Origin of the sequence: Solimonas marina (genome assembly GCF_012241385.1) — a bacterium.
In the GTDB taxonomy this organism is placed as follows: Bacteria; Pseudomonadota; Gammaproteobacteria; order Nevskiales; family Nevskiaceae; genus Solimonas; species Solimonas marina.
On record NZ_JAAVXB010000008.1, the window covers coordinates 1 to 14,989 of the forward strand.

Here is a 14,989-nt window from a genome sequence, read left to right on the forward strand (position 1 = left end):
TTCGGCCTGGTCGGCGACCTGTTCCAGGTCGTGCCGGAGCTGCAGTCCAAGGTCTGATCCCGCAGCTGCGGGATCACCTGAGAAAAAGGCCGGCGTCATGCCGGCCTTTTTCGTTGCGGCGGCGCCTTCCGCAGCGCGACCTGCGCCTCAGTAACCGAGCTGCCGCGCGGCGAGGTCTTTCATGATCTCGCGCGAGCCGCCGCCGATGGTCAGCACTTTGGTTTCGCGGTAGATGCGCTCGACGGCGCTGCCGCGCAGGTAGCCGGCGCCGCCGAGCACCTGCATCGCCTCCGACGCGACGGCCTCGAGCGTCGACGTCGCCAGATTCTTCAGCAGGCACAGTTCGGCGATCGGCACATCGCCTTGCATGACGCGCCAGGCGAGCAGGTCGAGCTGCGCCTTCACCGCGTCGATCTGCATGCGCATGTCGACCAGCTTGTGGCGGATCACCTGACGCTGGATCAGTGGCCGGCCGAAGGTTTCGCGCTGCCGCGCGTAGGCCAGCGACTCGTCGTAGCAGACCTCGGCGAACGCCCAGGCCTGCGCGGCCAGCATGATCCGCTCGTGGTTGAAGTTGCGCATGATCGCGACGAAGCCCTGGTTCTCCGGGCCGATGCGGTTGGCGACCGGCACGCGGCAGCCGTCGAAATACAGCGTCGCGGTGTCCGAGCAACACCAGCCCATCTTCTGCAGCGGCGTGCGCGACAGCCCCGGCGTATCGCCCTCGATCACCAGCAGCGAGATGCCGCCCAGACCGTCGCCGCCGGTGCGCACCGCGACGGTGAGTAAATCGGCGCGCATGCCGGAGGTGATGAAGGTCTTGCTGCCGTCGACCACGTAGTGCTCGCCGTCGCGCACGGCGCGGGTTTTCAGATTGGCGACGTCGGAGCCGCCGCCGGGTTCGGTAATCGCCAGCGCGGCGATCTTGTCGCCAGCCAGCACCGGTTCGGCAAAGCGCTTCTTCTGCTCGGCGCTGCCGAGCGCCGCGACCGGCGGGGTGGCGATGCCGTGCGACATCAGGCTGGCGATCAGGCCGCCGCTGCCGGCTCGCGCGAGTTCGCCGGTCAGGACGATTTCGTAAAACAGATCGGCGCCGTCGACGCCGCCGCAGTCGGCGGGAAAACCGATCTGCAGCAGCCCGGCGTCGGCCGCCAGACGATGCAGTGCGCGCGGCAGTTCGCCGTCCGTTTCCCAGCGCTCGATGTGCGGCGTGATCTCGCGCGCAACAAAACGCCGCACCTGCTCGCGAAAGTCGGCGTGTTCGGCCGTGTAGAAGGGGCTGCTGGCGCCCATGACGGGTCTCCTCTCTTTATTGATGATTTTGGGCGTGCCTGCACTCCGCGCTCGCGGCCGCGCGGATTGCCAGCCACGGCGCGTCGCGGGTGTCGTGCAATGCTTCGGCCTGCAGGCCATAAAGCTGCTGCATCAGGTCCGGCGTGATGACGCCGCGGGGGGCGCCGCCGGCGATGGGGTGGCCGTCGGCGATGACACTGACGTGATCGGCATAGGCCAGCACCAGATTCGGATCGTGCAGCACGGCGATGACGCCGACGCCTGCCTGTGCCCAGCGTCGCGCCAGGCCCAGGCAGGCGTGCTGGAAGGCGAGGTCCAGGTGGGCCGTCGGCTCGTCGAGCAGCAGATAACGCGGTGCGTCGGAGGGTTCCCAGATCTGTGCGAGCACGCGCGCCAGCTGCACACGGGCACGTTCGCCGCCGGACAGCTCAGCGTACGAGCGAGATGCCAGTCGCGTCATGCCGCAGGCTTCGAGTGCGGCGTCGACGATCTGCCGCTCCCGGGTCACGGTGCCGCGTCGTGCGTGCAGGCGGCCGAGCGCGACCACCTCATGGGCCAGAAACGGGAAGCTCAGGCCGTGCTGCTGCGGCAGCAGCGCGCGGCGCTGTGCCAGCGCGGCGCTGGACCAAGCGCTCAGCGGCTTGTCGTCGAGCGTGACGCGGCCGCTGCTGCACGCCCATTCCGCCGACAGCAAGCGCAGTAGGCTGGACTTGCCGGCGCCGTTGGGGCCGAAGATGGCATGCAGCTGCCCCGGCATGAAAGACAGGTCGATCGCGTCGAGGATGCGCTGGCCGTTGCGGGTCAGGCCAGCCCGTTCGGCGCGCAGCATCAGACCAGCTCCGGCAGGCGGCGGTCGCGCAGCAGCAGGCCGAGGAAGAACGGGGCGCCGAGCAGCGCGCAGACGATGCCGACCGGAATTTCGGCGGGCTGGACGACAGCGCGCGCCATGGTATCGGCGATGGCCAGGAGCAAGGCGCCACCGAGTGCCGACAGCGGCAGCAGGCGGCGGTGGTCGGGGCCGATCCACAGCCGCAGCATGTGCGGCACCATCAGCCCGACGAAGCCGATGATGCCGGCCAGCGCCACGGCGATCGCCGTGCACAGCACCGCCAGGCCGATCGCGACGATGCGCAAGCGCCGCACGTCGACGCCCAGATGGCCGGCTTCGGCATCACCGAGCAATAGCGCGTTGAGCGATGGCGTCAGACGCCAGAGCAAGATGATGCCGATCACGATCGCTGGCGCACCGATGACCAGCTCCGGCCAGCCGGCGCGCGCGAGTGAGCCGAACAGCCACAGCGTGATTGCACGTAGCGTCGGGTCGTTGGCGGTGTAGGCGATCAGGCCGAGCAGGCCGCCGGCCAGGGCATTGATCGCCAGACCCGCGAGCAGCAGGGTCACCGCCTGGGTCTGGCCGTCGACGCGCGCGATGCGAATGACGAGGACGGCGCTGCCGATGCCGCCGGCCAGTGCAGCCAGCGAGACCAGCAGCTGCGGCGCCACCGGCAGGGCGGCCAGCTGCCCGAGCCCGGCCAGGCAGGCGGCGGCCGCAACGGCCGCGCCGCCGGACACGCCGATGAAGCCGGGATCGGCCAGCGGATTGCGGAGGACCGCCTGAAAGACGCAGCCGGCGACCGCCAGACCGCTGCCGACAACCAGCGCCGCGAGTACGCGCGGCAGCCGCAGCGTGAACAGCACGCTGTGCTCGGCCGGCGACAAGGTCGACGGCGACAGCAGCACGTTGATGGCCTGCTGCCAGGGCAGCGGAAAGGGCCCGGTGCCGAGCGCCCAGACGACGACGACGGCGAGGCCTGCAATCAGAATCAGCGCGCTGGGCCACGCGCGGCGGCGGGGGACGGTGGTCATGCGCCGGCATTGTGCCAGCGCGTCCGACTGGCGGCGCGGCCGATGTGCCGCGCCGCTGCGTCCGAACTGCGTTATTTGTTGAGGATCAGCCGATCATTGCGCGTGCGCAGCAGGCGATACTCCTGGCCGCGGTGCTCGATGATGATTTCCCGAAAGCCGCGCAGCAGTTCATCGCTACGCACACGAGGCGCCTGGCCGGTGATCGGCGTGCTGATCGAAGTGGTAGGGGGCGTCGCGCGAAAATCGTCCATGGCACATCTCCTCAGTGGGTGAGAAGATGATATTGATTCTCATTACATAGTCAAGCGGTGCCGTGGATCCTCAGCGGCACGTTCGGTTATTCGAAGGGCCGTGCCAGCGCTCAAGCGACTGATATACTTGCGCCCCTTTGCGAGAGTGGCGGAATTGGTAGACGCCCGGGATTTAGGTTCCCGTGCCGCAAGGCGTGCGAGTTCGAGTCTCGCCTTTCGCACCAGTTCTTTTCTTAATAATCATTAGCCTTCAGAGTGTTACGAATGGAAGTTCAAGTCGATTCGCCGGGTGGACTGCGCCGGCAGATGCGTGTCCGCGTCCCCGCCGACCAAGTTGCCAAGGCCGTTGACGAGCGACTGAACAATGTCGCGCGCCGCGCCAAGCTGCCGGGTTTCCGCCCGGGCAAGGCCCCGCGCAAGGTCATTGAGCAGCAGTACGGCGCCTCGGCACGCATGGAAGCGATCTCCGACATCGTCCAGCAGACCTACCCGGAAGCGCTGGGCCAGGCCGGCGTCAACCCGGCGGGGCAGCCGCAGATCGAAATCCAGGCCGAGAAGGCCGGCGAGCCGTTCGAGTACGTCGCGAACTTCGAGGTCTACCCGGAAATCACGCTGAGCGCGCTCGACGCGCTGCAGATCGAAAAGCCGGCGGTCGAGATCACCGATGCCGACATCGATCGCCTGGTCACCAACCTGCGCAAGGCTCGCCGCACGTTCGACGCCGTCGAACGCCCGGCTCGGGAAGGCGATACCGTCAAGCTCGATTTCCTCGGCAAGGTCGACGGCGAGGCGTTCCCGGGCGGTGAAGGCAAGGACATCGAGTTCGAGCTCGGCGAAGGTCGCTTCCTGCCGGACCTCGAGAAGGGCATCGCCGGCCACGCTGCGGGCGAGAGCTTCACGGTCGACGTGAACTTCCCCGAGGACTACCGCGCCGAGAACCTGCGCGGCAAGACGGCGCAGTTCGAAGTAACGCTCAAGGAAGTCCGTGAGCCGAAGCTGCCGGACGTTGACGCCGAGTTCCTGCAGGCGCACCAGGTCGACGAGGCCGCCGGTGAAGCGGGCCTGCGCGACAAGTGCAAGCAGGCGCTGGAGAAGGAGCGCGAGAAGGCGGTGCGCAACCGCCTGAAGAACCAGGCGCTGGAACAGTTGCTCAAGGCCAACCCGATCGATGTGCCGGAAGCGCTGGTGCAGCAGGAAATCCCGCGCATGCGCAGCGACGCCGCGGCGCGCATGAACATGGGCAACATCGAGCCGGAAAAGGCAGCCGAACTGCTGCCGGATGCGCTGTTCGAGCAGGGCGCCAAGCAGCGCGTCGCGCTCGGTCTGCTGATCGGCGAGGTCATCAAGGCCCGTGACATCAAGCTCGACAACGCGCGCGTCGAAACGGCGCTGGACGGCATCTCCGGCGACTATGAGCAGCCGGACCAGGTCAAGGCGTACTATCGTTCGCGCCCGGAAATGATGCAGGGTCTGCGCGCGATGGTGCTCGAGGATCAGGTCGTCGACAGTCTGGTCGATGGTGTGACGCCGATCGAGGTGCCGATGTCGCTGGAGACGCTGCTCAATCCGCCGACGCCGGAACCCGCGGCTGAATAAGCCACAATCGGTGATCGAGAACGCGCCTTGAATGGCGCGTTTTCGTCTCCACTGCGTCTCAAGGGAACCCTGGCGGTTCTCCTCACTCCAATAACCAGAGCCACGCCATGACCGATACTGTGACCCGCGCCCAGCACTCCGCCCAACTGGTCCCGATGGTCGTCGAGCAGACCGCCCGCGGCGAGCGCGCGTTCGATATTTATTCGCGGCTGCTGAAGGAACGGATCATCTTCATCACCGGGCCGATCGAGGACTACATGGCGAACCTCGTCGTCGCCCAGTTGCTGTTCCTCGAGTCCGAGAATCCGGACAAGGACATTCATCTGTACATCAACTCGCCGGGCGGCGTGATCACCGCCGGCATGTCGATCTACGACACGATGAAGTTCATCAAGCCCGATGTGTCGACCATGTGCGTCGGTCAGGCGGCCAGCATGGGCGCGTTCCTGCTCGCGGCCGGTGCCAAGGGCAAGCGCTATGCGCTGCCGAATGCGCGCGTGATGATCCACCAGCCGTCCGGCGGCGCGCAGGGCCAGGCCAGCGATATCGAGATTCAGGCCCGCGAGATCCTGTATCTGCGCGAGCGGCTCAACGGCATCATGGCTGAGCACACCGGCCAGCCGCTCGAGAAGATCGAGCGCGATGTCGAGCGCGATTACTTCATGAACGTCGAGCAGGCCAAGGACTACGGTCTGATCGACCATGTGGTGGTCCAACGGGGCGGTTCAGCCGCCTGAACGGGCGCCGTACGACGGCGGTTTTGCAGAAAAATGACCCTGTGCTATACAGGAGTCGACGGGCGACTGAAGCCCGGATGAGGATGTGAGATGACGAATGAAACGCGGAGCAACGGCACCCACAGCGGTCGGGTCCTGTATTGCTCCTTTTGCGGCAAGAGCGAGCACGAGGTGCGCAAGCTCATCGCAGGGCCTTCGGTGTACATCTGCGATGAATGTGTCGACCTGTGCAACGACATCATTCGCGAGGAGGTCCACGCCAAGCCGCAGACCAAGGGTCTGCCGAAGCCGCAGGAAATCCGCGCGGTCCTCGACGAGTACGTGATCGGGCAGGAGACTGCCAAGAAGATTCTGTCGGTTGCCGTCTACAACCATTACAAGCGCTTGTCGCTCAAGGGTTCGGACGGTGTCGAGATTGCCAAGTCGAACATTTTGCTGATCGGCCCGACCGGTTCGGGCAAGACGCTGCTGGCCGAAACGCTGGCGCGCCTGCTCGATGTGCCGTTCGCGATCGCCGACGCGACGACGCTGACCGAAGCCGGCTACGTCGGCGAGGACGTCGAGAACATCATTGCCCGCCTGCTGCAGAAGTGCGACTACGACGTCGACAAGGCGCAGCGCGGCATCGTCTACATCGACGAAATCGACAAGATCTCGCGCAAGAGCGAAAACCCGAGCATCACCCGTGACGTGTCCGGCGAAGGCGTGCAGCAGGCACTGCTGAAGCTGATCGAAGGCACGATCGCTTCGGTGCCGCCGCAGGGTGGGCGCAAGCATCCGCAGCAGGAGTTCCTGCAGGTCAACACGGCCGGCATCCTGTTCATCTGCGGCGGCGCGTTCGCGGGCCTCGACAAGGTCATCCAGCAGCGCTCCGAGCGCACCGGCATCGGCTTCGCCGCCGAGGTCAAGTCGGACAAGGACAGCAAGCACGTCAACCAGCTGATGTCCAAGGCCGAGCCGGACGATCTGATCCGCTTCGGCATGATCCCCGAGTTCATCGGTCGTCTGCCGGTCTGCGCGGTGCTCGAAGAGCTCGACGAAGAAGCGCTGATGTCGATTCTCAAGGAGCCGAAGAACGCGCTGGTCAAGCAGTACGCCAAGCTCTTCACGATGGAAGGCGTGCAGCTGGAGATCCGCGAGGACGCGCTGCGTGCGATCTCGCGCAAGGCCAAGGAGCGCAAGACCGGCGCTCGCGGTCTGCGCACGATCATGGAGAACATGCTGCTGGACGTGATGTACGACCTGCCGTCGATGCAGAATGTCAGCAAGGTGGTCGTTGACGAAGCGGTCGTGAAAGGCGAGGCCAAGCCGTTCATCGTCTACGAGAACAGCGAGCCCAAGCGTGAGAGCACGGCGGCCTGAGCCTCCGCTTTCATTGCCGCACCAAGAGCCCCGCAATGCGGGGCTCTTTGCTATGGGTGCGCGGATCGTGGCGGCCCTGGCACTGCTCGCGGTTGCGCGAGCGTCGGCCTGGGACTGCGCGGCGGCGACGGTGCTGCGCGTGCACGATGGCGACACCATCACCGTGCGCTGTGGCGACGCGGCGCCGGTCAAGGTCCGCTTCGCCGACATCGACGCCCCGGAGCTGCATCAGGCCCATGGCGAGGCCTCGCGCGATGCACTCACGCGGCTGATCGGTGGCCGGCGTGTGCAGCTGCAATCGCGGGCCGTCGATCGCTATCACCGCATCATCTCGGCGGTGCGCGTGGGCGACGACGATCTCGGGCTCGAGCTGGTCGGGCAGGGCCTGGCCTGGTGCGGGCAGCGCCCGACCCACGTCTGCCGTCAAGCGTTGCGGTCCGCACAAGCTGCGCACCGTGGCCTGTGGGCCGATGTCAATCCGCAGCCGCCGTGGCAGTGGCGGCGCGAGCATCCGCGAAACGATTGAGGGCGGTTAATGAGCTGTCGCGCCGGCATGGCGCAGATAGGGCAGAAAGGCTTCGAGGGTCGGGCCGGGCGCCACGTCCTTGAGCTGCACGCGATACAGCGGCCGGCGGATGTGCAGGCCGCGGACCGGCACCACGGTCAGCGTATGCGCACGCAGTTCGGTCTGCACCGCGCGTGACGAGAGGATGGCCAGGCCGACGCCGGTGGCAACGGTATGTTTGATCGCCTCGGTGCTGGCCAGCGTCATCGCCGGACGCACGGTCAGCCCCTTGTCGGCCAGCGCCTTTTCGGTGACGGCGCGCGTGCCGGAGCCGGTTTCGTGCATCAGCAGCCCCAGCCGCGTGAGCTGTGCCAGTGTCGGCGGCTGACGCGTCGCCGGATGCGACGGGGCGGCGATGACCACCAACTCATCCTGCGCGAAGACGCGATAGTCGAGCATTTCGCTGCGCTCGATGCCTTCGGCAAAGCCAATGTCGATCTCGCCGGCCAGCAGCTTGTCCTCGATCGCTTGGGTGTTCTCGACCTGCAGCGCCAGCTCGACGCCCGGATGGTCATGACGAAACGCCGCGAGCACGTCGGGCAGCATGTAGGCGCCTATCGTACGGCTGGCGCCGATCGCGATACGGCCGCGCGCCACCTGGCGCAGATCGCGCAACACTTGCTCGGCCTCGGCCTCGATCGCAAACAGGCGGTTGGCGTAGCCGAGCAGCAAGCGGCCTGCTTCGGTCGGGCGCATGCCGCGTGGCAGTCGCTGGAACAGGCTGACGCCGAGGGCGCGTTCGAATTCCGCCAGCTGCTTGGAGACTGCTGACTGGCTGATGTGCAGGTGCCGCGCGCCGCCGCTGACGCTGTTGTTGGCGGCCACCGCCTGGAAGATCGCGAGGTGGTTGAGATTCATCGTCGCCGGCCTGCTTTGGCATGATTAAAAGAGAACGATTGATTGAATATATTAAATTTTTAATATGGACGTCAGGCGCCTATCATGAGCGCCCTTGCGCCGTGATGCGCATGCAATCACTTCAAGAACCGCACCCTCACATGACCGAACAGAAAGCAACGAACGTCCATTGGCACGAAGGCGAGGTGACGCGCGCCGACCGCGGCAAGCTGCTCGGGCAGCAGGGCGCGACGATCTGGTTCACCGGCCTGTCCGGCTCCGGCAAGAGCACGGTCGCCGTGGCGCTCGAAAAGGTGCTGCACGCGCAGGGCCGCCTGGCCTACCGCCTCGACGGTGACAACGTGCGCATGGGCATCAACAAGAACCTCGGGTTTTCGGCCGAGGACCGCGCCGAGAACATCCGCCGCATCGGCGAGGTCGCCAAGCTGTTCGTCGACGCCGGCGTGATCGTGCTGTCGAGCTTCGTCTCGCCGTATCGCGCCGACCGTGATCTGGTGCGCAAGCTGCACGAGGAATCGGGCATGGCCTTCATCGAGGTTTACGTCGACGTGCCGCTCGAAGAAGCCGAGAAGCGCGACCCCAAGGGTCTGTACAAGAAGGCGCGCGCCGGCCAGATCAAGAATTTCACCGGCATCGATGACCCGTACGAGGCGCCGGCGCAGCCGGAAATCGTGCTTCCGAGCCACGAGATGAGCCTCGAAGCCGAAGTCGAAGCGCTGCTCAAGCTGCTCGCCGAGCGCGGCATCGTCGCCGCCTGAATCCACCTGTATCCGCAAGAAAAATCTCAACGAACATGATCAAGCCCCACGGTTCCGACGCGCTGCAGCCGCGTTTCGTCTACGACACCGTCAAGCACGAGGCCCTGAGCAAGGAGGCCGAGTCGCTGCCGAGCCTACTGCTGAACTCGGCTGCCGCCGCCAACGCCGTGATGCTCGGCGCCGGCTACTTCAACCCGCTGTCCGGCTACATGAACCTGGCCGATGCGCTGTCGGTGGCCAAGGACCTGAAGACCACATCGGGTCTGTTCTGGCCGGTGCCGATCGTCAACATCACCAAGGAGTCGGGCATTCAGGCCGGTCAGCGCATCGCGCTGCGCGACCCGAACGTCGAAGGTCACCCGGTGCTGGCGGTGATGGACGTGCAGGCCGTCGAGACGGTGACCGACGAGCAGTTGCGCGACATGGCCAAGGACATCTTCGGCAACCTCGACGACGGCCATCCGGGCGTGCAGACTTTTTTGTCGCTCGGCAACACGATGCTGTCTGGCCCGGTCGATGTGCTGAACTTCAGCTATTTCCAGAGCGAGTTCCCGGATACCTTCCGCACCGCCGTCGAAATCCGTAACGAGATCGCCGAGCGTGGCTGGAACAAGGTCGTCGCGTTCCAGACGCGCAATCCGATGCATCGCGCGCACGAGGAACTGTGCCGCATGGCGCACGAGCGCCTCGGCACCGATGGCATTGTCATCCACATGCTGCTCGGCAAGCTGAAGAAGGGCGACATCCCGGCGCCGGTGCGCGATGCCTGCATCCGCACGATGGTCGAGAATTACTTCCCGAAGAACACGGTGATGATCACCGGCTACGGCTTCGACATGCTCTATGCCGGCCCGCGCGAGGCGGTGCTGCACGCGGTGTTCCGCCAGAACATGGGCGCCAGCTATTTGATCGTCGGCCGCGATCACGCCGGCGTCGGCGATTACTACGGCCCGTTCGATGCGCAGACAATCTTCGACGAGAAGGTGCCGGCCGGTGCCCTCGACATCGAGATCTTCCGCGCCGACAACACCGCGTACAGCAAGAAGCTCGACCGCGTGGTGATGATGCGCGAGGCGCCGGATCACACCAAGGAAGACTTCATCGCGCTGTCCGGCACCAAGGTCCGCGAAATGCTCGGCAAGGGCATTGCGCCGCCGCCGGAGTTCTCGCGCCCGGAAGTGGCCAAGGTGCTGATGGCGTACTACCAGAGCATCGACGGCTGATCGCCGGCGCTGTTGCTGCTTGATTCAGGCCGCGCCTTTACCGCAGGGCGCGGCCTTTTTTCGATCCGCTGCATTGTGGATCCCTGATTCCGAACGGAGACCGGCATGGCCGATATCGATGTCTTCAATGGTGATGCCGATGGCATCTGTGCGCTGACGCAGCTGCGCTTGGCCGAACCGCGCGACGCGCGCCTGGTGACGGGCGTGAAGCGCGACATCGCGCTGCTGGCGCAGGTCGAGGCCGGCGCCGGCGATCGCGTCACCGTACTCGACATCTCGCTCGACAAGAACCGCGACGGCGTCGTGCGCCTGCTGGCGTCCGGGGCCGAGCTGCTCTACGTCGACCATCACTATGCCGGCGAGCTGCCGACCGGTGAGCGTCTGACGGCCCTCATCAACGAGGCGCCGGACGTCTGTACCAGCCTGCTCGTCAACGGCCACCTGAAGAACCGCTACCTGGCCTGGGCCGTGGTTGGTGCGTTCGGCGACAACCTCAAGAAGAGCGCCGAGACGATGGCCAAGGGCCTCGAGATCAATGCGGAGCAACTGCGCCAGCTCGAAGACCTCGGCACGTACCTGAACTACAACGGCTACGGCGAGTCGGTCGGCGACCTGCATTTCGCGCCGGACGCGCTGTTCCGCTTGGTCAGCCAGCACGAGTCGCCGTTCGGCTTCATCGGCGGCGATGGCCATGAGCATTTCGCCAAGCTGGCCGACGGCTATGCGACGGACATGGGCCGCGCCGCGGCGACGCAGCCGGAAACGACGTCGACCGCGCATGCCGCGCTATTCATCCTCCCGGATGCGCCGTGGGCACGTCGCGTCAGCGGCGTCTACAGCAATGACCTGACCAACCAGCATCCGGACCGCGCGCACGCGGTGCTGACCGAGAAGGCCAACGGCCACTACCTGATCAGCGTGCGCGCGCCGCTGAACCGCAAAAAGGGCGCCGACGAGCTGTGCCGGCAGTTCCCGACCGGCGGCGGTCGCGCGGCGGCGGCGGGCGTCAACGACCTGCCGGCCGATCAGCTGGGGGCATTCACCGACGCGTTCACCACGCAGTTTGCGATCTGAAATCGTGCTGGAAACAATGGTCGACGGGGCTGGTTGCCGGCCCCTCGATCGGGGTTTCAGACAGGCTGAAAAGAAAATATCGCAAAGAGGCTTTTCAACGTGCTTTCATTGGGTATAATGCGCGCCCCTGTCGTGGGGCTATAGCTCAGCTGGGAGAGCGCTTGCATGGCATGCAAGAGGTCGTCGGTTCGATCCCGACTAGCTCCACCAAATTCAGGACTGCCTCGTCCCCATCGTCTAGAGGCCTAGGACATTACCCTTTCACGGTAAGTACCGGGGTTCGAATCCCCGTGGGGACGCCAGATCTGCATGACGTGTGCATGCGACGCGGCACACGTAAAAAAGCCAGCCTAGCGCTGGCTTTTTTGTTGTCCGCTCTCGCAGCGACGCTGGCTTAGTTGTAGCTGCTGCGCGCGCGTAGCTTGATCTTGCCGTCGCAGTCGTCTTCGACCTCGGCCAGGCATTCATGCGGCTGCATGTCGCGTCCGTAGCAGATCTTCACCTCGCGCAGCCAGTGCCCGGCGCAATTCAACGCGAAGTCGTTGCGTTCGAATCGTGGATTGGTCTGCTGTAGCGCATCGAGCAGCGCCGAGCGTGTGGTGACCGCCTGCTCGTCGGTCCGATCAAAGGACGATGGTATTTCCAGCTGTCGCCGGGCGCGGTCGATGGTGTCGAAATAGGCGCGCTGATCGAGGCCCGAGCAGCTGCCGTGTTGACGCCACTCGTGCTGGATGCGCCGATGGTCGAGCATCAACGCCTGCATGTCGTCGATGACGGCATCATCAACGCGCGCCAGGCGCGGCCCGCAGTCTTCCGGCGAATCACCGTGCTCGTTCTTCGGCGCCAGCCCATAGACGAAAAAGCCGCTCTCGTCGCCGCGCTGGCACATGTCTTCGGCGAGATTGTTCTTGCAGAACTCTGGGAGCCACGACAGCGTCAGGACCCAATAATCAAAACGGCCGGGGCTAGCCCCGGCCGTGATCGATTGCGAACTGCAGCTCGCGGCGAGCAGCGCTCCGCAGAGCGCTGCCAGCAGCGGGTGTCGCGCCTGACGTGGCGTTGTCGTCAAGCCTTCTGTCCAGCCAGGAACAGCCAGGTCTCGACGACCGTGTCCGGATTCAGCGACATCGACTCGATGCCCTCGTCGAGCAACCAGCGCGCCAGATCCGGATGGTCGGACGGGCCCTGGCCGCAGATGCCGATGTACTTGCCCTGCTTGCGGCAGGCGTCGATCGCCATGTGCAGCATGCGTTTGACCGCTTCGTCGCGCTCGTCGAACAGATGCGCGATCAGACCCGAGTCGCGGTCCAGGCCCAGCGTCAGCTGCGTCATGTCGTTGGAGCCGATCGAGAATCCGTCGAAGTATTCGAGGAACTTGTCGGCGAGCACGGCGTTGCTCGGCAGCTCGCACATCATGATCAGCTGCAGGCCGTTGTCGCCGCGCTTGAGGCCGTTGGCCGCGAGAATCTCGTTGACCTGACGCGCCTCGTCGATCGTGCGCACGAACGGGATCATGATCTTGACGTTGGTCAGGCCCATCTCGTCGCGTACGTACTTGAGGGCTCGGCACTCGAGTTCGAAGCACGGGCGGAACGATTCGGCGATGTAGCGCGACGCGCCACGGAAGCCGATCATCGGGTTCTCTTCGTGCGGCTCGTAGCGCTTGCCGGCGATCAGGTTGGCGTATTCGTTGGACTTGAAGTCCGACATGCGCACGATCACCGGTTCCGGCGCGAACGCGGCGGCGATGGTCGCCACGCCTTCGGCGAGGCGCTTGACGAAGTATTCGATCGGATCGCCGTACGGCGCGATCATCGGGTCGATGATGCGACGCAGATCGGCCGGCTGCTTGTCGAGTTCCAGCAGCGCCTGCGGGTGAATGCCGATCTGGCGGTTGATGATGAATTCGAGGCGGGCCAGGCCAACGCCCTTGTTCGGCAGTGATGCGAAGTCGAACGCCTGCTCGGGCGTGCCGACGTTCATCATGATCTTGACCGGGACGTCCGGCATCTTGTCGAGCGCGATCTCGTCGACGGCGAAGTCGATGTTGCCCTCGTAGACGAAGCCGGTGTCGCCCTCGGCGCACGAGACCGTGACCTTGGCGCCGTCCTTGAGGATGTCGGTGGCATTGCCGCAGCCGACGACCGCCGGAATGCCCAGCTCACGGGCAATGATCGCCGCGTGGCAGGTGCGGCCGCCGCGGTTGGTGACGATCGCGCTGGCGCGCTTCATGATCGGCTCCCAGTCCGGGTCGGTCATGTCGGTGACGAGTACGTCGCCGGCCTGCACGCGATGCATTTCCTCGATCGAGTTGAGCATGCGCACGGTGCCGGCACCGATCTTCTGGCCGATCGCGCGGCCCTCGGTCAGCTTCGGCCCCTTGCCCTTGAGCTTGTAGCGGCGCAGCACGTTGGCCGACGCGCGCGACTGCACGGTCTCCGGACGCGCCTGCAGGATGTAGAGCTGGCCGTCGACGCCGTCCTTGCCCCACTCGATGTCCATCGGCCGGCCGTAGTGCTCCTCGATCGTCAGCGCCTGCACGGCCAGCGCCTCGACTTCCGCATCGTTCAGCGAGAAGCGGTTGCGCTCCTCGGTCGAGACCTGCGCGAATTCGATGGTCTTGCCGATCGACTTGTCGGCCGAGTAGATCAGCTTCTTGGCTTTCTCGCCGAGGCCGCGCTTGAGGATCGCCGGCTTCTTGGCGCGAATGTTCGGCTTGTAGACGTAGAACTCGTCCGGGTTCACCGAACCCTGCACGACGGCTTCACCGAGGCCGTAGCTCGACGTCACGAACACCGCCTCACGGAAGCCCGATTCGGTGTCCATCGTGAACATGACGCCGGAAGCGCCGAGGTCCGAGCGGACCATGCGCTGCACGCCGGCCGACAGTGCGACCGAGGCGTGATCGAAATTGTGGTGAACGCGATAGGCGATCGCGCGATCGTTGTACAGCGACGCGAACACCTCCTTGATCGCGTGCAGGACATTGTCGATGCCCTGGACGTTGAGGAAGGTCTCCTGCTGACCGGCGAACGAGGCGTCCGGCAGATCCTCGGCGGTGGCCGATGAACGCACGGCGACCGAAATTTCCTTGCCGGATTCGGCGACCAGCTCGTCGTAATGCGAGCGGATGTCTTTCTCCAGGTCGGCCGGGAAGGGCGCCTTGAGCACGGCTTCGCGGATCGCCTTGCCGGTCTTGGCCAGCGCGGCAACGTCATCGACGTCCAGTGACGACAGCATGCCGTTGATGCGGTCGGCCAGACCTTCGTACGTCAGAAACTGGCGATACGCATCGGCGGTTGTCGCAAAGCCGTTGGGAACCCGGACGCCGGACTGCGCCAGATTGCGGATCATTTCGCCGAGCGAGGCATTCTTGCCGCCGACGATTTCGACGTCGTGCATGCCA

14 protein-coding genes and 3 tRNA genes are annotated in these 14,989 nt (G+C 65.4%); 10 read left to right on the forward strand and 7 right to left on the reverse strand.

Annotated features, from left to right (window positions below; all coding sequences use genetic code 11):
- Positions 1-147: 147 nt before the first annotated feature.
- The 4 genes from G7Y82_RS13845 to hemP all read right to left on the reverse strand — a co-directional run bounded on the left by G7Y82_RS13845 (position 148) and on the right by hemP (position 3,410).
- Positions 148-1,293 (reverse strand): acyl-CoA dehydrogenase family protein, encoded by a 1,146-nt coding sequence (locus G7Y82_RS13845; protein ID WP_168148733.1) that lies wholly within the window; start codon positions 1,291-1,293, stop codon positions 148-150.
- 16 nt (positions 1,294-1,309) lie between these two features.
- A complete protein-coding gene (locus tag G7Y82_RS13850) occupies positions 1,310-2,122 on the reverse strand; it encodes a heme ABC transporter ATP-binding protein (protein ID WP_168148734.1) in 813 nt (270 codons plus the stop codon).
- The gene (locus G7Y82_RS13855) at positions 2,122-3,159 is read right to left on the reverse strand and encodes a FecCD family ABC transporter permease (RefSeq protein ID WP_168148735.1); all 1,038 of its coding nucleotides are present in this window, start codon (positions 3,157-3,159) and stop codon (positions 2,122-2,124) included. The genes G7Y82_RS13850 and G7Y82_RS13855 overlap by 1 nt, the downstream gene beginning before the upstream one ends.
- 71 nt (positions 3,160-3,230) lie before the next feature.
- Complete coding sequence (gene hemP / locus G7Y82_RS13860) at positions 3,231-3,410, reverse strand: hemin uptake protein HemP (protein ID WP_168148736.1); 180 nt, start codon at positions 3,408-3,410, stop codon at positions 3,231-3,233.
- A gap of 139 nt (positions 3,411-3,549) precedes the next feature.
- Between hemP and G7Y82_RS13865 the strand changes: the two genes are divergently transcribed.
- From G7Y82_RS13865 to G7Y82_RS13885, 5 genes are all read left to right on the forward strand, one after another.
- Positions 3,550-3,634: transfer RNA gene (locus G7Y82_RS13865), tRNA-Leu, on the forward strand.
- A 40-nt stretch (positions 3,635-3,674) separates the two neighbouring features.
- Positions 3,675-5,006: a trigger factor gene (tig, locus tag G7Y82_RS13870; RefSeq protein ID WP_168148737.1), complete on the forward strand. Its 1,332-nt coding sequence runs from the start codon at positions 3,675-3,677 to the stop codon at positions 5,004-5,006.
- 107 nt (positions 5,007-5,113) lie between these two features.
- Complete coding sequence (clpP, locus tag G7Y82_RS13875; protein WP_168148738.1) at positions 5,114-5,743, forward strand: ATP-dependent Clp endopeptidase proteolytic subunit ClpP; 630 nt, start codon at positions 5,114-5,116, stop codon at positions 5,741-5,743.
- A gap of 90 nt (positions 5,744-5,833) precedes the next feature.
- Positions 5,834-7,105 carry an ATP-dependent Clp protease ATP-binding subunit ClpX gene (gene clpX / locus G7Y82_RS13880; protein ID WP_168148739.1) on the forward strand — a complete coding sequence of 424 codons (1,272 nt, stop codon included), beginning with the start codon at positions 5,834-5,836 and terminating at the stop codon, positions 7,103-7,105.
- Between the two features lie 52 nt (positions 7,106-7,157).
- Positions 7,158-7,631: a thermonuclease family protein gene (locus tag G7Y82_RS13885; RefSeq protein WP_168148740.1), complete on the forward strand. Its 474-nt coding sequence runs from the start codon at positions 7,158-7,160 to the stop codon at positions 7,629-7,631.
- A 6-nt stretch (positions 7,632-7,637) separates the two neighbouring features.
- Here G7Y82_RS13885 and G7Y82_RS13890 read toward each other — a convergent pair whose 3' ends face one another.
- Positions 7,638-8,528, reverse strand: coding sequence for a LysR family transcriptional regulator (locus tag G7Y82_RS13890; protein WP_168148741.1), 891 nt, complete (start codon positions 8,526-8,528; stop codon positions 7,638-7,640).
- Positions 8,529-8,668: 140 nt separating this feature from the next.
- Between G7Y82_RS13890 and cysC the strand changes: the two genes are divergently transcribed.
- The 5 genes from cysC to G7Y82_RS13915 all read left to right on the forward strand — a co-directional run bounded on the left by cysC (position 8,669) and on the right by G7Y82_RS13915 (position 11,885).
- Positions 8,669-9,286, forward strand: a complete 618-nt coding sequence (gene cysC, locus G7Y82_RS13895; protein WP_168148742.1) for an adenylyl-sulfate kinase — start codon at positions 8,669-8,671, stop codon at positions 9,284-9,286.
- A gap of 35 nt (positions 9,287-9,321) precedes the next feature.
- Entirely contained in the window at positions 9,322-10,509 is a 1,188-nt protein-coding gene (gene sat, locus G7Y82_RS13900) for a sulfate adenylyltransferase (RefSeq protein ID WP_168148743.1), read from the forward strand.
- Positions 10,510-10,614: 105 nt separating this feature from the next.
- Positions 10,615-11,583 carry a DHH family phosphoesterase gene (locus G7Y82_RS13905; RefSeq protein ID WP_168148744.1) on the forward strand — a complete coding sequence of 323 codons (969 nt, stop codon included), beginning with the start codon at positions 10,615-10,617 and terminating at the stop codon, positions 11,581-11,583.
- 134 nt (positions 11,584-11,717) lie between these two features.
- Positions 11,718-11,793, forward strand: a tRNA-Ala gene (locus G7Y82_RS13910).
- 16 nt (positions 11,794-11,809) lie between these two features.
- Positions 11,810-11,885 (forward strand) — tRNA-Glu (locus G7Y82_RS13915).
- Positions 11,886-11,977: 92 nt separating this feature from the next.
- Here the strand turns inward: G7Y82_RS13915 and G7Y82_RS13920 are convergent.
- Both G7Y82_RS13920 and ppsA read right to left on the reverse strand, forming a co-directional pair.
- Positions 11,978-12,652 carry a ribonuclease T2 family protein gene (locus G7Y82_RS13920; RefSeq protein ID WP_168148745.1) on the reverse strand — a complete coding sequence of 225 codons (675 nt, stop codon included), beginning with the start codon at positions 12,650-12,652 and terminating at the stop codon, positions 11,978-11,980.
- Positions 12,649-14,985: a phosphoenolpyruvate synthase gene (ppsA, locus tag G7Y82_RS13925; protein ID WP_240954305.1), complete on the reverse strand. Its 2,337-nt coding sequence runs from the start codon at positions 14,983-14,985 to the stop codon at positions 12,649-12,651. The genes G7Y82_RS13920 and ppsA overlap by 4 nt, the downstream gene beginning before the upstream one ends.
- Positions 14,986-14,989 lie beyond the last annotated feature (4 nt).